Consider the following 24511-nt stretch of genomic DNA (forward strand, 5'->3'; position numbering starts at 1 on the left):
TGCCTTCTTAGCGAAGATTGGCTTTCTCGTTGTAGATCTTGAAGTCGACCAGCGTGCCGAGCATCTGCAGGTACGCGACCAGCGCGTCCATCTCGGTCGGCGTGCCGGCCTTGCCGTCGAAATTGCGCACGACGGCCTTGGCGTAGCGCTTGTTGAAGGCATCGCCGCCGGAATTGTCCGGGTCGGCCTGGGCCTTCATGTCGGCGCCCGCGTTGGCGATCTGGTCGTCCGTGTAAGGCGTGCCGACGGCCTTCAGCGTGCGCATGTGGTCGGCGATCGTGTCCGGGTCGACCTCGGTCTGGCTGAGGAACGGATAGCCCGGCATCACCGACTGCGGCACGATCGCGCGCGGATTGGTCAGATGGGTGACGTGCCAGTCGTCGGAATACTTTGCGCCGACGCGGGCAAGGTCGGGACCGGTGCGCTTCGAGCCCCACTGGAACGGATGGTCGTACATGCTCTCGGCGGCGAGCGAGAAGTGGCCGTAGCGCTCGACCTCGTCGCGCAGCGGGCGGACCATCTGCGAGTGGCAGAGATAGCAGCCCTCGCGAACGTAGACGTTGCGGCCCGCCAGCTCCAGCGGCGTGTAGGGCCTGACCCCGTCGACCTTCTCGATCGTGCTCTTGAGGTAGAACAGCGGGGTGATCTCGACGAGCCCGCCGATCGCGATCACCAGCAGAATGCCGACGATCAGGATGATCGAGTTCTTTTCGAAGATTTGGTGGCGTGTCCAGAACGACATGGTGGAGCTCCTCATTCCGCCGGCTGAAGAGCGACGGGCATCTGGACTTCCGCCTCGCCGACGCGAACGGTCATCCAGAGGTTATAGGCCATGATCAACGAGCCGATCAGGAACAGCCCGCCGCCGGCGGCGCGGATGATGTAGAAGGGATGCATCGCCTCGACGGTCTCGATGAAAGAATATTCGAGGAAGCCGAGCGAGGTGTAGGCGCGCCACATCAGGCCCTGGAGGATGCCGGACACCCACATCGCCGAGATGTAGAGGACGATGCCGAGGGTCGCGACCCAGAAGTGCCAGTTGACGAGCTTCAGGCTGTACAGCCCCTTGCGATTCCAGGCCCACGGCACCAGGCAGTAGAGCGCGCCGAAGGACACGAAGCCGACCCAGCCGAGCGCGCCGGAGTGCACGTGGCCGATGGTCCAGTCGGTGTAGTGGCTGAGCGAGTTGACCACCTTGATCGACATCATCGGGCCTTCGAAGGTCGACATGCCGTAAAAGGCGACGGAGACCACGAGCATGCGCAGCACGGGGTCGGTGCGCAGCTTGTCCCAGGCACCCGACAGCGTCATCAGGCCGTTGATCATGCCGCCCCAGGAGGGCATCCACAGCATGATCGAGAAGGTCATGCCCAGCGTCTGCGTCCAGTCCGGCAACGCCGTGTAGTGCAGATGGTGGGGACCTGCCCAGATGTAGAGGAAGATCAGCGCCCAGAAGTGGATGATCGACAGCCGGTAGGAATAGATCGGCCGCTCGGCGCGCTTCGGAATGAAGTAGTACATGATGGCGAGGAAGCCGGCGGTCAGGAAGAAGCCGACCGCGTTGTGGCCGTACCACCACTGGAACATGGCGTCCTGGATGCCGCCCCAGGCGACGTAGGACTTTGAGCCGAACACCGAGACGGGAAGCGCGGGGTTGTTGCCGAGATGCAGCACCGCGATCGTCACGATGAAGGCGAGATAGAACCAGTTCGCGACGAAGATATGCGGCTCCTTGCGCTTGATGACGGTGGCAAGGAAGACGAGCAGATAGACGACCCAGACGATGGTCAGCCACAAATCGGCATACCATTCCGGCTCGGCATATTCCTTCGACTGGGTGACGCCGAGCAGATAGCCGGTGCCGGCGATCAGAATGAAGAAATTGTAGCCCACCACGACGAACCACGGCGCGAGGTCGCCGGCGAGGCGCGCGCGGCAGGACTTCTGCACCACGTAGAAGGAGGTCGCGATCAGCACGTTGCCGCCGAAGGCGAAGATCACGGCGGAGGTGTGCAGCGGCCGCAGGCGGCCGAAGCTGGTCCAGGGCAGATCGAAGTTCAGCGCGGGCCAGGCCAGTTGCGAGGCGATGAGGAGGCCGACGAGGAAGCCGGCAATGCCCCAGAACATCGCCATGAAGGAGGAGAATTTGATCGGGCCCATGTTGTAGTTCGGGCGCCCGTTGATCTCCTGTGGCGGCAGCGCCATCGGACGGTCGAGGTAGCGGTTGACGATGACGAACACTGCGGCAAGGCTCGCCGCCGCGCTGAGCGCGGCGTGGAAGGCGAACGGCGCATCGAGCGCCTTGGCCGAGGCGATCACGCAGAGGAAGGCGGTGACTGCGAACACGACAGCCAGGCCGCTTTCACCGATGGTCATGGATTTGGAAATGGAGGGCTGGCTCATGCGGATTCTCTCTGAAAGAACACAGCGCCAGAAACCACATCCACCCTCACTCGGAATTGATTGAAATCAAGACAGGCATTTAAGTTCTCCGTAGCCGGCGATGATCCTTTTGGTTCCCCTGAAATCTCGACACGCGAGCAGGCCGGCCCGGCGTGACGCGCAAACGGGAACAGCCTCCGTACAATCACGGAGGCGACAATGAAATCGATCAGGGATAGTCCGTCAGTCGCGCGCCGTCGCCTTCAGCGCCGCGATGACGTCCTCGCGGGCGATGATTCCGACCAGCTTCTGCGCACCGTCGAGCACGATGATGCTCCTGATGCGGTGCTCCACCATGATCTGGAGCACGCGCGTCAGCCGCGTGTCGGGGCTGACATAGATGAACTCGGGCGTCATGACGTCGCCGATCTTGCGGCTCATCAGGTCGTGATAGCGGGGCAGCATCTGGCTCGGCGTGAAGGCGAAGCACTTCAGGATGTCGAATTTGGTGACGATACCGACCACCTGCCCGTCGTCCTCGACCGGATAGGAGTTGAAATCGTCGGCCTCGAACATCTCGCTGAGCTCGAGCAGGTCACGGTCGCGCTGCACCGCCTTGACGTTGCGCGTCATGTAGCCGTCGACGGTCTGTTCAAGAAATCTGTACACGGCGCGTCCTCCTCGATTCGATTCTGGCCGGCCGTCAGTGCGACAGCAGCACGCTGCGGGCGGTCTGCGTGACCAGATATTGGGTGACGCCTCCAAGGATCAGTTCACGAAACCTCGAATGACCATAGGCGCCCGCAACGATCAGGCCGGCATCGACGTCGCCGGCGACTTTCTCCAATTGCGCGGCGGCGGTTTCGTTCCGGGCGCCTTCGCAGACGCGCGCGGCCGCGGTGACGCCGTGGCGGGCGAGCCAGGCGGCGACGTCGGTGACGCCGGCCATCACGACGGAACGGTCGTCGTCGTCCTCCGGAATTGTGGCGATGGTGACGTCTCTTGCCTTGCGCAGCATCGGAAGCGCATCGGCCACCGCCCGCCGCGCCTCCGGCGTGTCCTTCCACGCCACCAGCACATTCCGCAGATCGAGCCAGTTGATTCGATCAGGCACCACCAGCAGCGGTCGGCCTACCTGCATCACCAAGTCCCTGGGGCTTGCGAGCGAAAAGGCATCGGAGAAGGCCGGACTCTGCCCGCCGCTGACGATGATGTCGGCGCAGCGCGCCTGAGCCGGGACGAACCGCGTGGGAAAATCCGTGGCGCAGCGCCATTCCACGCGCCCGCCGCGAGTCTGGGTCGCGGCGCGGAATTCCGCCTCCAGATCGCCCAGACACCGCTTGACTGAGGCCTCCTCCTGATCGATCAGGCGCTGGGCCTCCGCACCGTCGGTGAAATAAAGCGGCGGCGCGAACCGGGCTGCGGCAACCCCGACGAGCGTGGCCTCGTATCGTTCGGCGAGCTCGCCCGCAACCTGAAGACGCGCTTGGTTGGGCTGATCCAGCGCGAGGCTGACCATCACGGTCGCATATGTCATCGGGAATCTCCGAACGGCAATGAACTGGTGCGAAATCTAGCCTCGCCGTGACCGGGCAGGATGAGGTAGATCAAATCGCCGCCTGGCGAGTTGCGGCAAATCCGCCAATGGAATCAGACATCCGAACTTGCCTCCGGCCCGGCCTTAGGCGAAATTACCGCCATGTTCGCGGCGCCACGCTCGTCGCAGGAGAAAAGAGGAGCAACCGATTGTCGCCGACCCGAGTAACGCATCCGCCAGACGATGGTCGCGGCGAGCATTTCCGGGTCCGGATCGAGGGATTCGGCGTCGGCACCTGGGATCTCGACCTCTCGACGCAAGAACTGGAGTGGTCGGAAACCGCGAGGACGCTGCTCGGTATCGAGCGTGGCCAGCCGGCGAGCTACGACCTCTTCCTGTCGCGGCTCGAGCCCGAGGACCGCGCGCGCGTCGAGACCGCGATCAAACAGGTTGCCGAACATGGCGGCGGCTTTGACGTCTCTTTCAGGATCTCCGGCAAGGCCGACCGGGGCAAATGGATCAGGGCCCGCGCCGGACTGATCAGGGACGAGGTCGGTGTCGCCCGTCATCTCAGCGGCATCTTTCTCGACATCGACGAGGAAAAGCAGGTCGAGGAGGCGCTGCGCACGCGCGAGACCCACCTCCGCTCGATTCTCCATACTATTCCCGACGCCATGATCGTCATCGACGGCCACGGCATCATGCAGCTGTTCAGCACGGCTGCGGAGCGCCTGTTCGGCTGGTCCGAGCACGAGGCGATCGGTCAGAACGTCAGCATTCTGATGCCGGAGCCTGATCGCACCCGCCACGACGGCTACATCGCCCGCTACCGCTCCACGAACGATCCGCACATCATCGGCATCGGCCGCATCGTGACCGGCAAGCGCCGCGACGGCACGACCTTTCCGATGCACCTGTCGATCGGCGAGATGGAATCCGCCGGCGAGCCCTATTTCACCGGATTTGTCCGCGACCTCACCGAGCACCAGCAGACCCAGGCCCGGCTCCAGGAATTGCAATCCGAGCTCGTCCACGTCTCGCGACTGACCGCGATGGGCGAAATGGCCTCCGCGCTCGCCCACGAGCTCAATCAGCCGCTGGCCGCGATCAGCAACTACATGAAGGGATCGCGGCGGCTGCTCGCCGGCAGCACCGACGCGAACACGCCGAAGATCGAAAGCGCGCTGGATCGCGCGGCGGAGCAGGCCTTGCGCGCCGGCCAGATCATCCGGCGCCTGCGCGACTTCGTCTCCCGCGGCGAGTCGGAGAAGCGGGTCGGGAGCCTGTCCAAGCTGATCGAGGAGGCCGGCGCGCTCGGGCTCGCCGGCGCGCGCGAGCAGAACGTGCAGCTCCGCTTCAGCCTCGATCCCGACGCCGATCTCGTCCTCGCCGACCGGGTGCAGATCCAGCAGGTGCTGGTCAATCTGTTCCGCAACGCGCTGGAGGCGATGGCGCAGTCGCCGCGCCGCGAGCTCGTCGTCGCCAACACCCGCGTCGCCGACGACATGATCGAGGTGGAGGTCTCCGACACCGGCTCCGGCTTCCAGGGCGACGTCATTCCAAACCTGTTTCAGACCTTCTTCACCACCAAGGAAACCGGCATGGGCGTGGGACTGTCCATCAGCCGCTCGATCATCGAGGCTCACGGCGGCCGCATGTGGGCCGAGGGCAATGCATCGGGCGGCGCGACATTCCGCTTCACCTTGCCGGCGACCGCCGAGAACTGACTGACGAGAACCGATTCATGACCACCAAGGGACATATCTACGTCATCGACGACGATGCGGCGATGCGGGATTCGCTGAACTTCCTGCTGGATTCCGCCGGCTTCGGCGTCACGCTGTTCGACAATGCGCAGAGCTTCCTCGACGCCCTGCCCGGCCTCGCCTTCGGCTGCGTCGTCTCCGACGTGCGCATGCCGGGACTCGACGGGATCGAGCTGCTCAAGCGGATGAAGGCGCAGCAAAGCCCGTTTCCGATCCTGATCATGACCGGTCACGGCGACGTGCCGCTCGCGGTCGAGGCGATGAAGCTGGGCGCGGTCGACTTCCTGGAAAAGCCGTTCGAGGACGATCGCCTCACCACCATGATCGAGACGGCGATCCGCCAGGCCGAGCCCGCCGCTAAGAGCGAGGCCGTCACGCAGGACATCGCCGCCCGCGTCGCCTCCTTGAGCCCCCGGGAGCGCCAGGTCATGGAAGGGCTGATCGCAGGCCTGTCCAACAAGCTGATCGCCCGCGAATACGACATCAGCCCGCGCACCATCGAGGTCTACCGCGCCAACGTCATGACCAAGATGCAGGCCAACAGCCTGTCGGAGCTGGTCCGCCTCGCAATGCGCGCCGGCATGCTCAACGATTGAGGCAAACCGGATTGAGGCAAGTCAAGATCGCTCTGCATGGCTGTGCTAGCCAAGGCTGCATGATCGAGATCGGCTCGCACCCTCAACGGCTCCCTATGGCGTCACCGGCAAGGCCCACCGTCTACGTGGTCGACGACGATGCCGCCGTGCTGGGCTCCCTGCAATTCCTGCTGGAAACCGACGGCTTTGCCGTGCGGACCTTCAGGAGCGGCACCGCGCTGCTCAACGCCGGCGGCGCGCGCGGGGCGGACTGCTACGTGATCGACTACAAGATGCCCGACATCAACGGCATCGAGCTTGCGGGCCGCCTGCGCGAGGCCGACCGCGGCGCCCCCGTGATCCTGATCACCGGCTATCCGGACGAGAACATCTCGACCCGGGCGGCTGCGGCGGGCGTCAAAGACGTGGTTTTGAAGCCGCTTCTCGACGAAAACCTGATCAAGCGCATCCGCCGGGCCATCCAGGAGCGCCATCGCGCGTGACCTACGGGATTCTACGTAGGTAGACCCCCTTAAGATATCGCTCGAAATTTTCGAAGCCCCCGATACCGCGTACCAAAGCGTCATCACAACGGAGATGGCGCAGATGCTCACCCAGACCCTCAACACCCAGGCGATCAACACCCAGATTGTTGGCAAGATCGCCCCAGGCCATCCCGTTACCGACCAGTTCGGCGCCATCACCGGCCATGTCGGCCTCGTCGCCACCGAGTTCTCCTACCGCAAGGACGAAGAGATCTATGGCGAGGACGAGCCGGCCGAATATGTCTACCAGGTCGTGTCCGGCGCAGTGAGCAGCTACAAGCTCCTGTCCGACGGCCGCCGCCAGATAGGCGCCTTCCATCTTCCCGGCGACGTGTTCGGCCTCGAATCCGGTCCCGCTCACCGCCTTGCTGCCGAAGCCATCATCGACACCACCGTGCGCCTCGTGAAGCGCGCCAGCCTCGATAAGGCCGCAGGCACCGACGTCCAGGTTGCCCGCAAGCTCTGGGCGATGACCGCCTCCGAGCTGCGCCATGCCGAGGACCACATGCTACTGCTAGGCCGCAAGACCGCGATGGAGCGCGTTGCGACCTTCCTGCTCGAAATGGACCGCCGCCTCGCCGTTGCCGGCATGATGGCGCTGCCGATGTGCCGCCGCGACATCGGCGACTATCTCGGCCTCACCCTCGAAACCGTGTCGCGCGCGCTGTCGCAGCTTCACGCCCAGGGCATTCTGGGCTTCTCCGGCGCCCGCCAGATCGTGCTGCGCAACCGCCAGCGCCTGCAACATCTCGACGCCTGATCTTCCTCCTCCCTACCCACTTGGCCGGCCGAACGCGTTTCGGCCGGCCATTTTCTTTGGGCCTCGAGTCATGCCGTGCGCCGCGTCTCCGGCATCACGAAAAGAATCAGCAAGAGCCCGGTCGCGGCAACGCCGGACAGCCCGATGAAGGCGGTCGCATTGCCGAACTTGTCGCTGACATAGCCGCCGAGCACCGTGCTCAGCGACGCGCCGATGCCGGTTGCGGTGCCGACGATCCCTTGGGCCAGATTGAAATGTCCGCTGCCGAAGGCGACGTCGGCCACGATCAGCGGAATCATCACCGCGAACACCGCTGCAGTGAGGCCGTCGAACACCTGCACTGCGACCAGCAGATACGGATCACGCACGGTCGCAAACAACAGGCCGCGAATAGCCAGCGCACCGAAACCGATCAGCAGCAACGGCCGCCGGCCCCACGCTTGCGCCTTGCGACCGACCGTCGGCGACAGCAGCGCCACGATCGCTTGCGGAACGACGATGCAAAAGGCGACCAGCACCGTCGCCCATTGGGCGGACCGCGCCGTCACAGCGCTCGCCATCAGCGGCATCATCGAGGCGTTCGCGAGTTGCAGCAGCAGCACGCTGAGCGCGAAGACGATGAGCGGGCGCTGCCGGATCAGGTGCCAGATGTTGGTGTCGCCGCGATCCGCCGATTCGCGCGGCATCTCGCCATGACAGCGGGCGATGTCGACCTCGTTCTCGCGGATGCGCGAGAGCGCGATCAGGGTGGGGATCGCGAGCAGGAAGGTGACCAGGAAGACCGAGCGGCTCGACAGCAGATAGCCCGCGGTGCCCATCACCGCCGCGGCAACGCCGTTGCCGAGCGAGGCAAAGCGCGCGTTGCGGCCGAGCCGCTCGCCGATCGCGAATGGGCCGACCAGACCAAGACTGATCGCCGCAATCGCAGGCCCCAGCACGCAGCTCGCCGCCGCGTGCAAGGTGGCTGCGGCCACCACCACGGGAAAGATCGGCATCGCGGCATAGGCCAGCGCGCAAGCGCCGATGGTTGCGATCGCGAGGGCGGCGACCAGCCGCTCCGATTTCGCGGCATCGATGATCGCCCCGCCCGGCATCTGCCCGATCAAGGCGACGATACCGCCGATCGACAGCACGAGGCCGATCTCGACCTGGGTCCATTTCTGGGTCGTCAGATAGACCGCGATGAAGGGACCGAATCCGGTCTGCACGTCGGCGAGGAAGAAGATGAACCAGTCCAGGCCGCGCAGGCTCTGGCGCGACGGCGCAGGAATGCCCGCGGCCGATGGCGCGGCGACCTTGTCCTGCTCGGCGCGGCCGTCACGATCTGCATGGTTCGGCTTCCTCGACAACAGCACAGGCGGTCAGCCCTCCCGGCACCTCACTGGATCGCTTGCAGCGGTTGAAGGCTGCCGGACGCGCCGAGCACGACGATCGGCGTGTCTTCCTTGTATTCCGGCGCGGCCGCGACCTGCGCCTTGGTCAATTCCAGCGTGATGCTGTCCTTTTTGTTGGCAATCTTGCCGAAGCGCAATGCGTTCCAATCCACCACGATCTTGCGGCTGCCGACGCCGAGAAATCCGCCGAAATCGATAGCCGCGGCGCGGACATGGCCGCCGCGGTCGACGATGACGTCGACGATGCGGCCCATGTCCTCATCCGCGGCGCTACGCACGTCGCGGCCGAGCACGCCATGGGCCTCGCTCGCGCCGATGATGGTCACCGACGGCGGCGGCGCGGCGTCCTTCGGCGTGACCGGGACGGCCGAGGTCGGCGACGGTGCCGTCGGCGCTTTCGCCTCGCTTTGCCCTGCAGGCGGCTCCTCTGCGGCGCGCGAGGTGGCCACCGCCAGGCCCGCGGCGATGGCTATGCCAAGGATCAACGCTCCGATCGCACGCATGACACTCTCCCTGCGCGCCGCTAGCGCGCCAGCACGATCGAGACCTGGATCTGGCCGCGCGTGCGCAAGACTTCCAGCGCCACGTCGTCACCGTGGCGGCTGACACGAAGATCGACGCTGGATTCGCCTAGGCGCAGATCGCGCAGGATCACCTCGTTGAGGAACGCCGGCAGATGCGGGTTGCGCAGGCGAATCTCGCTGCGCGCCACGTCGAACTCGATGCCGAGCGCCGCCTCCAGCAGCGTGAACGGCGTCGCGCTGGCCCAGGCCTGCGGCGCGCAGGCGACCGGATAGAGCGTCGGGCCGCGCCGCTTCTCGCGCCGGAAGCCGCAGAATAATTCGGGCAACCGGCGCAGGTCCATATAGGTGGCGGCGTCGAACAGCCCCTTGAAGACATGCGCGACCGAATGCTTGAGGCCGTAACGCGCGAGCCCGAGCGCGATCAGCGCGTTGTCGTGCGGCCAGATCGACCCGTCATGATAGGACATCGGGTTGTAGCGCACCTCGCCTTGCGCGACGGTGCGGATGCCCCAGCCCGAGAAGAAATGCGGCCGCATCAGATCGGCGGCGACAAGGCGGGCACGGTCCTCGCGGATCATGCCGCTGAACAGCACCTGACCGGCGTTCGAGGTCCGTACCTTGCAGGGCCGCTTCCTGCCGTCGAGGGCGAGCGCATAGGTGCCGAGCTCCTCGCACCAGAATGCCTTCTCGAACCGCTCGGCCAGCGCCGTGGCTTCGGCCTCGAGCTTGCGCACGCGGTCCGGCTTGCCGAGCCGCTGCGCGCAACGCGCGGCGAGCAGCTTGGCGGCGTAGACATAGCCCTGGACTTCGGCGAGCGCGATATTGCCTTCCGCAAGCTGGCCGTCGGCATGGAAGATCGCGTCGTAAGAGTCCTTCCAGCCCTGGTTGGCGAGCCCCTTTTCAGTGGCGCGCTGGTATTCGACGAAGCCGTCCTTATCAGGATCGCCGGGACCGTCGATCCAGGCCAGCCCTGCCTCGACCGCCGGCCATAGCTCGATCAAGGTGTTCTCGTCGCCGGTCCGTTCGAAATAGCTCCCGGCGAGCAGGACGAACAGCGCGGTCGAATCGACGCTGCCGTAATATTGCGCGAACGGCACCTCGCGCAGCGCCGCCATCTCGCCGCCGCGCATCTCATGCAGGATCTTGCCGGGGGCGGCATCGGCGAGCGGATCTGTCGCCTTGGCCTGGAAATGCGCGAGCCGGCGCAGGACGCCCTTGGCGACGCGCGGATCGACCCACAGCATCTGGAGCGCGGTGATCAGGCCGTCGCGGCCGAACGTCGTCGAGTACCAGGGAATGCCGGCATAGGGATAACGCCCTTGCGGCGTCTCCGTCATCAGCATGTTGAGGTCAGCCATGGCCTGGCACAGCACCTCGTTGAAGATGTTGTTCGAGGTCTCGATGCTGGCGGCGCCCATCGTGGACTGGCGCATCTCCCGGCGATGAGCTAGCAGGCCCCTGAAAAAGCGTGCAGGCTTCTCCGCGACCGGCCGATTGCAGGATACGGCTACGAACAGCGATTTCGATTCATGCGGGTCCAGCTCGATCTGCCAGGTCGCGGCATTCACCGACAGCCGCGTCGGACGCGGGTCGAAATGCAGCCCCGTGGTGCGCTCGGTGTCGTCGAGACCGCGATATTCGAACAGCACGTCGGTCGGCCCAAGCAATTTGCTCGTGCCGGTCCCGCGCCGCGGGCGCCGCTCGCCGCGGACCTCGAACAGGTCCGCAAAGTCGTTATCGAACAGCAGCGTCAGCTCGAAACTGGCCCGCCCGTCGCCGTGGTTCTGCACGCCGATGCGCTGATAGGCTGTGCCGCGCCACAGAAAGATCGTGCGCACGATGTGCAGCAGGTCCTTCTGGAAGACGAGGCGGCCCTGACGATAGATGTCGGGATTGGTGAGATCGACGGTGAGCGCCGAATTGTCGTCGCGCAGGTTGGAGCCGAGCAGCAGCGGCTGGAGATCCTCGAGCACCAGCTCCAGCCGCGCCAGATAGCGGGTGTCGTAGTGAAACAGGCCGTCCGGCCCGCCGGCCGACGCGCCGATGTCGCCATGGCTGTCGAGCACGATGAAGGTGTCGTCATGTTTCAGGGACCGCCGCGGCCGCGCGGCGGGCCCCGTCATCGGAATGTAGAACGTCTGCTCCGCGACGGCCTCCACCGTCTGCGATACGGAGACGATCTTGGTTACGGCTTCGGCTGCCATGAGCTGCTCCCCTGCGGCTTGTTTCGAAACGCAACCAACGCGAACGCGACTGTTGGGTTTACGCGGCGAACTTCGCGAGCCGGCTCATCTCCTGCGTCACCAGCTCACGGTAGGGGCCGTGACCCTGCATCAGTCGGTCGGGCGCGCCGTCCTCGATGATCTTGCCGGCCCTCAGCACCACCACGCGGTCGAAATTGCGCAGCGTCGCCAGCCGATGCGCGATCGCGATCACCGTGCGGCCGCGCATCAGGCGCGACAGCGCCTCGCGGATGGCCTCCTCGGATTCGCTGTCGAGCGCGGCGGTCGCCTCGTCCAGCAGCAGGATCGGCGCATCCTTCAGGAAGGCGCGCGCGATCGCGATGCGCTGGCGCTGGCCGCCAGACATCTTGACGCCGCGGTCGCCGACCATGGTGTCGAGGCCATCGGGCAGGCTCTCGACGAAATCGCAGCGCGCCGCGATCGCCGCGCGCAGCACCTCGTCATCGGTCGCATTCGGCCGACCATAGCGGATATTCTCGCGAATGGAACGGTGGAACAGGGAAATGTCCTGGGGCACCACGGAGATCGCCTCGCGCAGGCTCTGCTGAGTGACCTTCGAAATGTCCTGGCCGTCGATCGTGATGCTGCCCTCGTCCGTGTCGTAGAAGCGCTGCAGCAGCGTGAACAGTGTGGACTTGCCGCCGCCGGATTGGCCAACCAGGCCGACGCGCTGGCCGGGCTGGAGCCGCAGGCTGAAGCGCTCGAAGATCTTCTCGCCGCCAGGATAGCCGAAGGCGACGTTATTGTACGCGATCGCGGCGCCGCTCTTGACCAGGGGCTCCGCCTCGGGATGATCACGCAATTCGTGCGGCACCAGCAGCGTGGCGATCGCCTCGGTCAGCCGCGCAACGTGCTGGGTGACGTCGACCAGCGCCACCGCAAGGTCGCGCGTCGCGCTCAGGATGGAGATACCGAGCGTACAGACCAGCACCACGTCGCCGGTAGTCGCCTCGCCCTGCTGCCAGAGCGTGACTGCCCAGGCCATCAGCGCGATCGTCAGAAGCACGGTCACAGCGGCATGCAACAGCCGCAGCTTTTCCAGATAACGCAGGCTGCGGCTTCGCGCGGTCAGTTCCCGGCTCACAGTCGCGTCGAACCGCTCGTGCTCGTGGCCGATACCGCAGAAGGCCCGCACCAGCGGCATGTTGCTGATGACGTCGATCATCTCGCCGTCGACCACGGCGGCCTTGTCGGCGAAATCGTCATGCAGCGGCTTGCCCGCGGCGGCAAGACGGAACATCGCAACCACCATACCGCCGGCAATCACGATCAGGCCAAGCGCCATGTAAGGACTGACGGTTCCAATCAGGGCGATTGCCGCAATTGTGGCAATGCAGGGCGGCAACACGTTCCAGACGAACATGTTCTCAACCGTGAACACCGCGTTCGACGTCGCGGTGATACGGCTCGTCAGCATGCCGGGCATCCGGTCCGAGAAGTAACTGGGCGCGTGTCCGGTCAGATGACGAAATATGTCACGTCGCAAATCACCCGTGACACGAACGAAGGTGAAGCTCGCCGTCCAGCTCGCGATCCGCCACAGGAAGTTGTCGGCGGCGATCAGCGACATGAGTAAAATGAATGCCAGCCATACGCCACCGCCTTGCGAAGGACCCGCAGACAAGGCGTCGACTAGGGATTTGACCCCGTATTGGGTGCCTACGGAGCAGGCAACCGCCGCGACAACCGCGGCCAGGATCACCAGATGCGATGTCATTCGCATCCGAAGATAGCGCAAGACAAAGGCAAATGGCCTGCGCGCGTATCCAGAAAGATGATCCATATGGCTATCGCCCCGTTTTGCTGATCTTCATTTTGTTACTGATCGACTGAACATCGACGAGTTCGCCTCGGTTCCCGGTCAACCTCATCACGACATGCGGATGCGGACGATCTGCGAAGATGTGATGGCAGCATCGCGACGAACACCGGACGTGTCGAATAAGTAACGTTTGGAGGAAGGAACTTCGCAAGTGCGGGAACGTTCCCTTGGCTGGCATTGCCGGTGCCAACAAGCGGGGGCTTTCTACGATCATGATCGCACAAAGGAGATGGTGAGATGCGCATCGCGCAGGTTGCTCCGTTGACGGAGGCTGTTCCACCCAAGCTGTATGGCGGCACCGAGCGGGTGGTGCATTGGTTGACGGAAGAGCTGGTGGCCCTCGGGCACGACGTGACGCTATTCGCCAGCGGCGACTCGCAGACATCAGCCAAGCTGGATGCGCTGTGGCCCAAGGCGCTCCGTCTCGACGGTTCCGTGCGTGACCCCAATGCACTGCACATGGTGCTGCTGGAGCGTGTGCGGCAAAAATGTGACGACGAGGAGTTCGATTTCCTCCACTTCCATCTCGACTATTATCCGTGGTCGTTGTTCCACCGCCAGCCGACGCCATTCCTGACCACGCTGCACGGCCGGCTCGACCTGCCGGAGCATCAGCCGGTGTTCAACACCTTCTCGAAGATGCCCGTCATTTCGATCTCCAATGCGCAGCGACGGCCGGTGCCGCAGGCGAACTGGGTGACGACGATTCATCACGGTCTTCCGGAGAATCTGCTGACGCCGAAGCCGGTGAAACAGGAATATCTCGCCGTGCTCGGCCGCATCGCGCCCGAGAAGGGCGTCGACCGCGCCATCAAGATCGCGACCCATTGCGGCATTCCGCTGAAGATCGCGGCCAAGGTCGATCGCGCCGATCAGGACTACTACGACGAGCTGATCCGGCCGATGATCGAGAACAATCCGCTGGTGGAGTTCATCGGCGAGATCAGCGATCACGAGAAGTCGGAATTTTTGAGCGGCGCGCTCGGCCTTCTGCTGCCGATCGACTGGCCGGAGCCGTTCGGCCTCGTGATGATCGAAGCCATGGCCTGCGGAACGCCGGTGGTCGCCTTCAACCGCGGCTCGGTGCCGGAGATCATCGACGAGGGGCTGACCGGCTTCGTCGTCGAGGACGTCCTCAGCGCAGCCGGCGTCGTCAATCGCCTTCCGCAACTCGACCGCACCGCGATCCGCAAGCAGTTCGAGACGCGATTCACGGCGCGGCGAATGGCGCTGGATTACCTCGCCGCCTATCGCAGCCTCGCCGAGGAACAGTCGCCGCGGATCAAGCTGGTGAGCAGCGCGGAGTAGGCTGCCAACCAACAGTGTAACAGTGTCGTCCCCGCGTTCGCGGGGACGACCGCGGAGTGTGAAGTCCTCTGCGCGTCAACACGGCCTTCCCTACCTCACCACCGCCCGCTTCGGCTCCACGATCTCGAACATGCGCGGAAACTCGTCCATCAGGCCCATCAGCTCGGCGAGGCGCATCGGGTTGCCTGATAGCTTGACCTTGCCGGCGGCGACCGCTTCCGGAAAGCTCGTCAGCTTGGCGATCACCTCGTCGAGCGTTGCGCGCGCCAGCGTGAAGCTGGCATCGGCGCCCTCTGCCTGCACGCCCTCGGTATAGGTCAGCGCGCAGTTCTCAAGATTGAGCACGAAGGTCTCGCCGGTATCGGAAAAACTCCAGTTCAGCACGATGTGCTTGCCCTCGGCCTTGGGGCCGTTGAGGCGGATGCCGAGCACGTCCCAGAGCTGCGAGGTGCGCAGCGCAGCCAGCGTCTCGCGCGGCATCGGCGGGCGCGCCGGCACCTTCGGCATGCCCTGGCGCAATTCCTGCGCGCCGAACAGATAGGCGTTGCGCCAGGTCGCGCTTTCGGCGGCGTAGCCGAGCTGCTCCAGCGTGTCGGCGAGCAACGCGCGCGCTGCCGCATGATCGGGCTCGGCGAACACGAGATGGCCGAGCACTTGGGCGACGAAGCGGAATTCACCCTTGTCGAAATCCGCACGCGCCCGCGCGAGGATCGCATCCGCCCCGCCCATATACTCGACGTACTTCCTGCCTGACTCCACCGGCGGCAGCGGATCGAGATTGACCGGGTTGGCGTCGTACCAGCCGAGATATTTCTGGTAGATCGCCTTCACATTGTGGCGGATGTGGCCGTAATAGCCGCGGCCGTGCCAGGCGCCCTCCAGGCTCTTCGGCAACTGGATCGTCTCGGCGATCTCGGCCGCGGTGAGACCGTGATTCATCAGCCGGATGGTCTGGTCATGCGCGAATTTGTAGAGGTCGCGCTGCTGCCGGATCATCGTGCCGATGCGCTCAGCTCCCCACACCGGCCAATGATGCTGGCCGCACATCGCCTCCGCCTTGCCGTCCCAGAGCTGCAAGGCCTCGCCCAGATATTTTGACCAGGCCAGTGCGTCGCGCACGTCGGCACCGCGGAACGGCAGCAGATTGTGGAAATTGTGCGTGCAGTTCTCGGCGAGGTTCAACAGCTTGTAGCGCCGGATGAAGAAATGCATCTCCGCCGGCGCTTCGCTGTTCGGCGCCATCTGGAATTCGAATTCGACGCCGTCGATGACGCGCCTGTCGCCGGTCGCCATGATCAAATCGGTCGGGCGCAGCAGCGCGACGGAGCCTGCCGCCATCGACTTGCCGAGCCCGCAATCGACCTGCCCCCGCGCCCCCTTGGCGAGCAGCGGCCCGAACTGGTACTGCGCCCGGCGCAGCATCGCCGGACCCGCGATGATGTTCTCGGAGACGGCGTGCTCCATGAACAGGTTCGGAGCGATGATCGGCACGCGGCCGGTGGCGAGTGCGTCTTCCTTCAGCACGCCGCGGGCGCCGCCCCAATGATCGGTGTGGGTGTGGGTGAAGATCACGGCCGCGACGGGCTTCAGGCCGCGATGCCTAAAGTAAAGATCGAGCGCGGCGCGGGCGCCTTCGATCGAGGTTAGCGTGTCGACCACGATGACGCCGCTGTCGCCCTCGATCAGCGTCATGTTGGCGATGTCGAGCCCGCGCACCTGGTACACACCGGGCACGACCTCGAACAAGCCGTGCTGCATGTTGAGCCGCGACTGCCGCCACAGGCTCGGATTGACCGTGGGCGGCGCCTGTTCGATGGACAGGAAGCCGTAAGGCGCAAGACTCCAGACCGTCCTCCCTTGCGGGTTCGTGATCGCCGCATTCTCGATCGTGCCGAGGAAGCCACGCGCGGCGTCGTCGAAATCCCGCGTGTCGGAAAACGGCAGCGCATTCAGCATCGCCGTCTGCTGCGCGACGACGAACGGCGTCGCGTCCTTTGGCTCGCTGCTGGGTTCTGTCATGTTTGCTCCTCCCCGCCAGTTGCGCGGCATCTAACCGCATCTGGCGGGTGATTGCCATCGCCGGCGGCAATACGGATGCTCTCCCCTTCTCCCCTTGTGGGAGAAGGTGGCGCGAAGCGCCGGATGAGGGTATCTCTCCGCTCGCGAGAGCGTCCGCGAGGATAGATACCCCTCACCCGTCTCGCCGCTGCGCGGCGAGCCACCCTCTCCCGCTAGGGGAGAGGGATTCAGAACTCGTGGCTACATCCCCAGCAATCGCGGCAGCCACAACGACAGGCCCGGCCAGTACGTCACCACCACCAGGAATCCCAGCATCGTCAACAGCCATGGCCACACCGCGACCGTGAGCTCGGTGATCCCCATCTTGGCGATGCCGGAGGCGACGTAGAGGTTGAGGCCGACAGGCGGATGGCAGAGGCCAACCTCCATGTTGACCGTCATCAGGATGCCGAAATGGATCGGGTCGATGCCGAGCTTGATCGCGACCGGAAACAAGATCGGAGCCATGATCAGGATGATCGAGGACGGCTCCATCACGTTGCCCGCCAGCAGCAGCAGCAGGTTGACGAGGAGCAGGAAGCCGATCCACCCCAGGCCCTGGTCGATCATCCATTGCGCCAGCGCTTGCGGCACATTCTCGTAAGTCATCAGGAACGAGAACAGGACGGCGTTGGTGATGATGTAGAGCAGCATCGCCGAGAGATTCGCCGACGACAGCAGCACCCGCGGCACGTCGCTCAGCTTCAGGTCCTTGTAGATGAACACAGCGACGATGAAGGCGTAGACCGCACTGACGGCGGCAGCTTCGGTCGGCGTGAACAGGCCGCTGTAGATACCGCCGATCACGATCACGATCAGCAGGATGCCCCAGATCGACTTGCGGAAGGCATCGAAGCGCTCGCGCAGCGTTGCCTTCGGCATCCGCGGATAGTCGTTGCGCCAGGCCCGATAAAATGTGGTTGCGCCGAGAAGCGTGGCCAGGACCAATCCCGGCACGATGCCGGCGATGAAGAGCTTGCCGACCGAGCTGTTGGTGGAGACGGCGTAGAGAACCATCGGGATCGACGGCGGAATGAGAATTCCGAGCGAGCCCGACGTCGTGATCACACCCGCGCCGAACCGCTTCGGGAAGCCTTGCGCGACCATCGCCGGCAGGATCACCGAGCCGATCGCCACCACGGTCGCCGGCGACGAGCCGGAAATGGCGGCAAACAGCGCGCAGGCAACCACCCCCGACAGCGCGAGACCGCCGTACCAATGGCCGACCAGCGAGGTCGCGAAGGTGATCATCCGCCGCGCCACCCCGCCATGGGTCAGGAAGTTGCCGGCGAGGATGAAGAACGGGATCGCCATGATCTCGAAGTTCTCGATGCCGGTGAACAGCTTCAGCGCCACGGATTCCGTTCGCACGTCGGTCAGCGTGAACATGAAGCTGAGCACGGTGAGACCGAGCGCGATCGAGATCGGCATACCCGTCAGCATCAAGGAGAGCAGAAGCGCGAACACGATGAGGACGCGCAAGCCCTGCGGCAGCGTGATGACATGGCCCGCATGCGCGAAGCACAGCGCGACGATCAGGACCGGCAGCAGCATCAGAATCCAGCCGAGCGGGCTGCGCTCGTCGCGGACGACCTGACTATGCGTGACCGGCGCCGGATGCACCGGATCCGCCTCGACGCCCTCGACGCCCGCCATGTCGTGATGCGGCAGCTCGCCGGTGCGGTGGAACGACCAGGCGACCTGCAGGAAGCGGAAGCACATCAGGCCGGAGCCGAGCGGGATGGTGAGATACACCATCCACATCGGTGCTTCCAGATCGTTGGACTGCTGGCCGGTCTGCCACATCTGCCCGACGAACGCGGCGCCGAAATAGGCGACGATGGCGGTGAAGAGAGCGCCGCACAACAGACCGAAGGTGATGACGCGCCGGCGCGATCCGCCGGGCAGGATGTTGACGAGCACGTCGACGCCGACATGGATGCCGGTCCGCACGCCGTAGGCGGCACCGAACTTCGCCATCCAGATGAACATGTAGATGCAGAGTTCCTGCGCCCAGGACAAATCGAGCGCGGCAAGCCAGACGAACGCCGCGCGCGCCGGGACGGCGAGGAAGGTCAGGTTGCGGGCTTCCGCCCATTTGGCGATGTCGATCGACAGCCCGGCGCCGTAGCGGTGCAGCACGGCGACGAAGATGAGCGACGTCGCAGCCGCGATCATCGTCGCGATCAGCCATTCCTCGAGATGATCGAGCACACGATTCAGCACACGCAGCAACTTCGTCCCCCCAGCATTGGCGCGTCCATTCAAGAGCGAAACGGCCGGGAGTGCGATCACCCCCGACCGTTGCTATTGTTCTTGTCAGGGCGCGGCCGTCAGTTCATCTTGACGTCGAGTTCCTTGGCGACGAGATCGAGCACTTCCTGCCCGACCCTGCCCTTTGCCCATTTATACGTCGGCTGCATCGCTTCCTGCCATGCCTTGCGATCTGCGTCAGTCAGATAATGCAGATTGGTCTTGCCCGTCTTCTTGATCTCGGCCAGCGCGTCCTCGTTCTCCTGGCGTGCGATCGAATTGGTGTAGTCGGATGCCTCCGCCATCGCCTTGTCGAGCTGGGTGCGGATATCGGGCGGCAGGCCCGACCAGAACTTCGAGTTGACGATGACCGCATATTGCAGATGCGCGTGATAGGAGACGGTGATGTCTTTCTGCACCTCGTAGAACTTCTGCGTCAAGTAATTGGACGCGGTGTTCTCGCAGCCGTCGACCACGCCGGTCTGGAGCGCCTGATAGACTTCCGAGAACGCCATGATTTGCGGGATCGTGCCGACCAGACGGAAGTACTGGTCGGCGACCTTCGATCCGGAGATGCGGAATTTCAGGCCCTGGAAATCCGTCGGCTTCACCAACGGACGATTAGAAGAAACCATGTGGAAGCCGTTGTCCCAATAGGCGAGCCCGGTGATGCCCTTGGCTTCCAGCTTCTGGAACAGCCACTTGCCGACCGTACCCTTCATCGCATTGGAATAGGTCTGGTCGTCCTTGAACAGCCAGGGCAGGTCGAGCGCCTCGAACTCCTTGATGCCGAGCGGCGCGAATTTCGCGGTCGAGGGCGCGAGCATCTGCACGGAGCCGAGCTGGAGCGCCTCGATCTCTTCCTTGTCCTTGTAGAGCGTGGAGTTCGGGTAGATTTCAACCTTGACCTTGCCGTCGGTGTATTTCTCGGCGAGCTCCTTGAACTTCAGCGCGCCCTTCCCCTTCGGGGTGTCGTTGGCGACAACGTGGCTGAACTTGATGACGATCGGAGTTTGGGCCTGCGCAGCGGCAGGGGCCAGAATCAGCGCGGCCGCCCCGACCGCAAGAAGCAGTTTGCGCATGAAGACCTCCCAACAACCTCGACAAACCGGGTGCTTTTTTGTTTTCCGGTTTGAGTAGTGGCAGCAATCCGCAGGCCGAACAACTAGACCTAAGCCCAATTTGCCGCAGTCAAGCTATCTTGACGAACGCTGTCTACGCAACCCGGCACCTGCTTCCGTCCAAGGGAACGAGCGCTTATGTCGCATTGCGGCAATGCATCAGCTCTTGCGCTGCGCGACCATGAAGAGGCGGCGGAACGGGAACAGGGTCTGCCCCGCCGCATTCTTCGGATAGGCCCTCGCAACCCGCGCGCCATAGGCGGCTTCGAATGCGATCTTCTCCTCGCCTGCGAGCACGTCGAGATAGCGCGTCAGCCAGGTCCCCTTGGTCCATTCCTTGACGGGGTTCTCGCCTTCGAGCACTTGCAGATATTCGGTCTCCCAGATGTCGATGTTGGCCGACATCGGCGCAAGAAGATCGTGATAGAACGCCGGCCCCTCGACCGGCGGCGGCGTCACGAGATGCTCGAGCTTGGACCGCCACGGACCATCAAGCGCGGTCTCGCCGATCAGCACATGCGACGGCGCCAGAAAGTTGCGCGGCATCTGCACCGCAAGCATGCCGCTAGGCTTCACCTTCTCCATGACCGATGGAAACAGCGCCACATGATTGGGCAGCCAGTGCAGTGCGGCATTGGAATAGATCAAGTCGTAATGCTTGGCGGGGCGCCAATGGCCGAGGTTCTCGTGGGACCATTCCACATCGGGTGCAGCCTTGCGGCCGGCGGCAACCATCTCGGCGGAGCCCTCGACGCCGGTCACGCTCGCCTCCGGCCAGCGCTCCTTGATGAGTTTTGTCACGTTGCCGGCACCCGCGCCGAGATCAGCAATCTCGCGCGGGCCAAAATCCGGAATCCGCATCAAGAGGTCAACGGCGGGCCGGAGCCGGTGGCCGGAGAATTTCAGATATTGCTGCGGATCCCAGACCATCGCTCAACGCCTTTTTCTTTTTCGTATTTCCTTCAACGTCGCTCTTGGTTACCACTGCTCGTCCCGCTCAGGCAATTCGCAAGGCCCGCGGGACGGGCAGGAAGCGGACAGCAATAAGCAAGAACCAAACAAGAGAGCGTGTCACCATGGACCTCGGGCTCAAATCGAAAACCGCAGTCGTCACCGGCGCGAGCATCGGCATCGGCCGCGCGATCGCCAAGGGCCTGGCCGCCGAGGGCGTGCGCGTGGTCGGCGTGGCGCGGCGCACCGATCTTCTCGTCGAGCTGGTGAAGGAGGAAGGCTCCGGGCTGATCACGCCGTTCGAGCAGGACGTGATGGCCAAGGACGCGGCGGAGCGGATCGCGGCCTTTGCGGTGAAGGAGCTCGGCCATGTCGACATCCTCATCAACAATGCCGGCGGCAGCCGGCCGCTGCCGGTCGATGCCCCCGACAGCAAATGGGACGAGGCGATCGCGCTGAATTTCACCAGCTACCGCCGCATCGCGCATGCGTTGCTGCCGCAGATGATCGAACGCAAATGGGGCCGCATCGTCAACATCACCGGCAAGTCCGAGCCAGAAGGCCTCAACGCGGCGTTCGCCGCCAAGGCCGCCGTGCACGCCTGGGCCAAGGGCCTGTCGCGCGAGATCGGCGAGCATGGCATCACCATCAACTGCATCCCGCCCGGCCGCATCATGAGCGAGCAGATCCGCCGCAACTACCCGCCTGATTATCGCGAGCGCTTTGCGGAGGAAGAGATTCCCGTCGGCTATTGGGGCGAGCCGGAAGATCTGGCGGCACTGGCAGTATTCCTGGCCTCACCGGTGGCGCGCTACATCACGGGCACGGTGATCCCGGTGGATGGCGGCCTGCGGCGGTATCAGTTCTAGGGTTGGCCTCCCAGAATCCACGGCCCGCGAACGCACGCCATGTCCGGTCTGCCGCCGGACCTCACGGTTTGACGTAGCTCCAGCCCTGCTCCTGTAGCTCCATGACGCGGACGACGCCGGATTTGACGATCGTGGCCTGTGGAATCAGGCTTATGTCCTTGTTCTCCGCCTTGCGCATGTTTTCCTGCGTGTTGCCGCAAGCCTTAAACGAGATTTCGGGATGGCTCATCGCGAGCACCTCGATGCGCGGCTTTACCGGCGAGGTGTCGTCGCGCAGCATGTGAAGGCCGGGACCAAAGGTGACGACCTCGATCGACACCGGTTCACCGAGATCGCGATAGTATTGCGCGACGTTGCTCGCATTGTTGAGCGTGAGGTTCATCATCGCAGGCTCGTTGGAATTGACCTGCAGTATCAGCCGGTGCGGCTTTTTCGCGCTCTCGGTCTTTGTGGCCTGAGCCATCTTCGTGTTGTTCGCAGGATCCTGCCTGATCGCGTGATTCTGCCGCGGCTTGCTCACCTGCTTCTGTCCACCCGGATGCTTCGGGGTGCTCGCTTGGCTCTTCTCGCGCGCCTGGGGGATCCACTGGTTGTCCTGCTGCGCCTGCGCGCTTGGTCCGACCAGAAGCCCTATCGTCAAGCCGCCGATGACTGCCATCGCCAGTTTTGGATTGATCATCTCGTGCCTCCCATTTCCTGACCATCACCTACCCGGTCTGGCGACGGCATGTGGCCATTTGCATGCAGCCGCCATTTTCTTGCGCACGTTTTCGAATCCGCTGAGCAGGAATTGTCCGCCTTGCACCGGGCCAGTGCGGGTGAAAAGGCTCACAACGATGTGGCCGTCGTCGGGTAGTGAGCTCAACAACTTTACGACGTCGCCCCCGAAAGCGACGCCGGAGCCAAATGACGGCGACGCTGCCGTGAATTGCATTGGCGTATCCGCATTCAGCCGAAAGGAGATGACGTATTCGTTGGCGCTGCGTGACAGCGCCGGTCCGGCGACTATGACTTCCGTGCGGCCTCTGCGGCAGTGGATTGCGAGCTGCATCGCGGCGCCATCCGAACTGCCGACAGAAGTGGCGGTGGCGGTGACGACCGGCTGATAATCGACTGGCGAAGTCGTCTCGCTGACGATCCAGTCACTCCGACTGGACGGTGGAATCTTGCGCGATACGTCTTGCAGACATTCCAGCCGGGCTTGTCCCTCCATCGCCGAACAAGCCCTAAGTGTTTCCATGGGATCGCTCGTACTTTGCGCGTAGGCGATACCGCAGGCGACGTTGAAGGCGACAGCGAGCGGCGGAGCGGCAGTCTTCATGGCCTCGCCTGTACGCTGCGCGCTTTGCGATCCAGCCATTCCTGCGCGGCTTGGAAGCGGGTGAGACCCGGGACGGATGCCGCAAGATTGATCGACTGCCATTTCGGATCGAAGCCTGGTGCCTGCAGGCGATCGATGCGCGAGAACAGGTACTCGACAAGGCGAGCCACGCGTTGGTAGCGATTGGAGCCCGGCGACCAGTTGAAAGCGACAAGCGCTGTCGGGACCGCGATGGTCGAGATCCGCTCACCCTGCTTGATCAGGTTGGGATACTCATTGGCGTCCAAGGTCGCGGGCAGATAATAGTCCTCGAACTTCTTGTCGTAACCGATCGGGAGGAACTTGAATCCAGCCTCCCAGCGGCCCTTTACGAAGGCATCGACGGGTTTCGAGGTGATGAACACCACGGCCGACATTTCGCCTTTGCGCATCTGTTCCAGGGCAACCTGATGCGGGATGAATGTCTTTTCGACATCGATCCCGAGACGGCTGAAGATGAGTGGTCCTGAATAGGCGGCCGCGGTGCCCAGGGTGTTGAAGTTCACCTTCTTGCCGACAAGATCCTGCAGGCTTGTGATTTCAGGCCGCACAAAAATGTGCAGCTCGGATGGGAAGAGATTGAGCAGATAGGTGATGCGGCTTTTGATCTGCGGTGCCTGAATCTTATACTCCTCGAACGCGTCGGAATTGATGATGGCAGTATCGACGCCGCGCAAATAGAGCAGCGCATTCAGATTGTCGGTGGCCCCACGGGTGACGATCGGCAGGAGATGCAGGTCTGCTCCGTCGTCGACGACGCGAGCCATTTCTGCGGCGAGGCGGATCGGCGCGCCCTCGAGCAGGCCCCCGGCGAGCCCGACCGTCCAGGCGTTCATCCGGTCCTTTTCGTTCTCTTTCGGAAGCGGCCGTCGGTCGAGCTGTGCATCGGCCTTGGCATTTCTCGCCGTTTGCGCTTCCAAGCAGGCCGTTTGAAGCATCATAGCGACTGGCACCAACCAAGTGAGCAGGAGCAACGAGCGTGACTTTGGCGCCTTGTTCATGTCGTTCCCTTCCGGCTCAGCCACCGCAAGCTTTCGTCTCTC

Annotated in this window: 21 protein-coding genes and 1 pseudogene; 6 read left to right on the plus strand and 16 right to left on the minus strand. The window is 63.9% G+C overall.

All coding sequences use genetic code 11. From position 1 onward, the window contains the following. Window positions 1-7 precede the first annotated feature (7 nt). The 4 genes from ccoO to RAD10_RS10150 form a co-directional block, all read right to left on the minus strand. Window positions 8-742 carry a cytochrome-c oxidase, cbb3-type subunit II gene (gene ccoO / locus RAD10_RS10135; protein ID WP_018322741.1) on the minus strand — a complete coding sequence of 245 codons (735 nt, stop codon included), beginning with the start codon at window positions 740-742 and terminating at the stop codon, window positions 8-10. A gap of 11 nt (window positions 743-753) precedes the next feature. Beyond that, on the minus strand, window positions 754-2403 hold the full coding sequence (gene ccoN / locus RAD10_RS10140; RefSeq protein WP_461617330.1) for a cytochrome-c oxidase, cbb3-type subunit I: 1650 nt from the start codon (window positions 2401-2403) through the stop codon (window positions 754-756). Window positions 2404-2625: 222 nt separating this feature from the next. Further along, window positions 2626-3051 (minus strand): CBS domain-containing protein, encoded by a 426-nt coding sequence (locus RAD10_RS10145; RefSeq protein ID WP_461617331.1) that lies wholly within the window; start codon window positions 3049-3051, stop codon window positions 2626-2628. A gap of 34 nt (window positions 3052-3085) precedes the next feature. Next, window positions 3086-3919, minus strand: coding sequence for a universal stress protein (locus RAD10_RS10150; protein ID WP_461617332.1), 834 nt, complete (start codon window positions 3917-3919; stop codon window positions 3086-3088). 209 nt (window positions 3920-4128) lie between these two features. Here RAD10_RS10150 and fixL point away from each other — a divergent pair, with 209 nt between their 5' ends. The 4 genes from fixL to RAD10_RS10170 all read left to right on the plus strand — a co-directional run bounded on the left by fixL (window position 4129) and on the right by RAD10_RS10170 (window position 7565). Continuing rightward, window positions 4129-5646 (plus strand): sensor protein FixL, encoded by a 1518-nt coding sequence (fixL, locus tag RAD10_RS10155; RefSeq protein ID WP_461617333.1) that lies wholly within the window; start codon window positions 4129-4131, stop codon window positions 5644-5646. A gap of 17 nt (window positions 5647-5663) precedes the next feature. Further along, window positions 5664-6281 (plus strand): response regulator FixJ, encoded by a 618-nt coding sequence (fixJ, locus tag RAD10_RS10160; protein ID WP_461617334.1) that lies wholly within the window; start codon window positions 5664-5666, stop codon window positions 6279-6281. 59 nt (window positions 6282-6340) lie between these two features. Next, entirely contained in the window at window positions 6341-6763 is a 423-nt protein-coding gene (locus tag RAD10_RS10165) for a response regulator (RefSeq protein WP_461617335.1), read from the plus strand. A 103-nt stretch (window positions 6764-6866) separates the two neighbouring features. Then, window positions 6867-7565 (plus strand): helix-turn-helix domain-containing protein, encoded by a 699-nt coding sequence (locus RAD10_RS10170; protein ID WP_461617336.1) that lies wholly within the window; start codon window positions 6867-6869, stop codon window positions 7563-7565. Between the two features lie 68 nt (window positions 7566-7633). Here the strand turns inward: RAD10_RS10170 and RAD10_RS10175 are convergent, their stop codons facing one another. Genes RAD10_RS10175 through RAD10_RS10190 form a run of 4 tightly spaced genes read right to left on the minus strand, consistent with a single transcriptional unit; the run spans window position 7634 to window position 13509 of the window. Then, complete coding sequence (locus tag RAD10_RS10175) at window positions 7634-8920, minus strand: MFS transporter (protein WP_461617337.1); 1287 nt, start codon at window positions 8918-8920, stop codon at window positions 7634-7636. A 23-nt stretch (window positions 8921-8943) separates the two neighbouring features. Continuing rightward, window positions 8944-9462 (minus strand): PRC-barrel domain-containing protein, encoded by a 519-nt coding sequence (locus tag RAD10_RS10180; protein WP_461617338.1) that lies wholly within the window; start codon window positions 9460-9462, stop codon window positions 8944-8946. A gap of 20 nt (window positions 9463-9482) precedes the next feature. Beyond that, entirely contained in the window at window positions 9483-11687 is a 2205-nt protein-coding gene (locus RAD10_RS10185) for an amylo-alpha-1,6-glucosidase (protein WP_461617339.1), read from the minus strand. A gap of 58 nt (window positions 11688-11745) precedes the next feature. After that, window positions 11746-13509, minus strand: coding sequence for an ABC transporter ATP-binding protein (locus RAD10_RS10190; RefSeq protein WP_461617340.1), 1764 nt, complete (start codon window positions 13507-13509; stop codon window positions 11746-11748). A gap of 276 nt (window positions 13510-13785) precedes the next feature. Here RAD10_RS10190 and RAD10_RS10195 point away from each other — a divergent pair, with 276 nt between their 5' ends. After that, a complete protein-coding gene (locus RAD10_RS10195) occupies window positions 13786-14856 on the plus strand; it encodes a glycosyltransferase family 4 protein (protein ID WP_461617341.1) in 1071 nt (356 codons plus the stop codon). 90 nt (window positions 14857-14946) lie between these two features. Here the strand turns inward: RAD10_RS10195 and RAD10_RS10200 are convergent, their stop codons facing one another. The 5 genes and pseudogenes from RAD10_RS10200 to RAD10_RS10220 all read right to left on the minus strand — a co-directional run bounded on the left by RAD10_RS10200 (window position 14947) and on the right by RAD10_RS10220 (window position 21218). Continuing rightward, window positions 14947-16875 carry an alkyl/aryl-sulfatase gene (locus tag RAD10_RS10200; RefSeq protein ID WP_461617342.1) on the minus strand — a complete coding sequence of 643 codons (1929 nt, stop codon included), beginning with the start codon at window positions 16873-16875 and terminating at the stop codon, window positions 14947-14949. 240 nt (window positions 16876-17115) lie between these two features. Further along, window positions 17116-18396, minus strand: a complete 1281-nt coding sequence (locus tag RAD10_RS10205) for a TRAP transporter large permease (RefSeq protein WP_244550726.1) — start codon at window positions 18394-18396, stop codon at window positions 17116-17118. 219 nt (window positions 18397-18615) lie between these two features. Further along, window positions 18616-19092, minus strand: a pseudogene (locus RAD10_RS10210) (TRAP transporter small permease); the annotation flags it as partial. Between the two features lie 155 nt (window positions 19093-19247). Further along, window positions 19248-20249, minus strand: coding sequence for a DctP family TRAP transporter solute-binding subunit (locus RAD10_RS10215; RefSeq protein WP_461617343.1), 1002 nt, complete (start codon window positions 20247-20249; stop codon window positions 19248-19250). Window positions 20250-20447: 198 nt separating this feature from the next. Then, a complete protein-coding gene (locus tag RAD10_RS10220; RefSeq protein WP_461617344.1) occupies window positions 20448-21218 on the minus strand; it encodes a methyltransferase domain-containing protein in 771 nt (256 codons plus the stop codon). Window positions 21219-21364: 146 nt separating this feature from the next. Between RAD10_RS10220 and RAD10_RS10225 the strand changes: the two genes are divergently transcribed. Then, window positions 21365-22108: an SDR family NAD(P)-dependent oxidoreductase gene (locus RAD10_RS10225; RefSeq protein ID WP_461617345.1), complete on the plus strand. Its 744-nt coding sequence runs from the start codon at window positions 21365-21367 to the stop codon at window positions 22106-22108. Between the two features lie 61 nt (window positions 22109-22169). Here the strand turns inward: RAD10_RS10225 and RAD10_RS10230 are convergent, their stop codons facing one another. The 3 genes from RAD10_RS10230 to RAD10_RS10240 are packed head-to-tail and all read right to left on the minus strand — an operon-like array spanning window position 22170 to window position 24469. Then, the gene (locus RAD10_RS10230) at window positions 22170-22787 is read right to left on the minus strand and encodes a DsrE family protein (RefSeq protein WP_461617346.1); all 618 of its coding nucleotides are present in this window, start codon (window positions 22785-22787) and stop codon (window positions 22170-22172) included. Window positions 22788-22811: 24 nt separating this feature from the next. After that, window positions 22812-23429: a hypothetical protein gene (locus RAD10_RS10235; protein WP_461617347.1), complete on the minus strand. Its 618-nt coding sequence runs from the start codon at window positions 23427-23429 to the stop codon at window positions 22812-22814. Next, window positions 23426-24469, minus strand: coding sequence for a TAXI family TRAP transporter solute-binding subunit (locus RAD10_RS10240; RefSeq protein ID WP_461617348.1), 1044 nt, complete (start codon window positions 24467-24469; stop codon window positions 23426-23428). The genes RAD10_RS10235 and RAD10_RS10240 overlap by 4 nt, the downstream gene beginning before the upstream one ends. Window positions 24470-24511: the final 42 nt, after the last annotated feature.

The sequence above is a fragment of the Bradyrhizobium sp. 23AC genome (assembly GCF_054863025.1).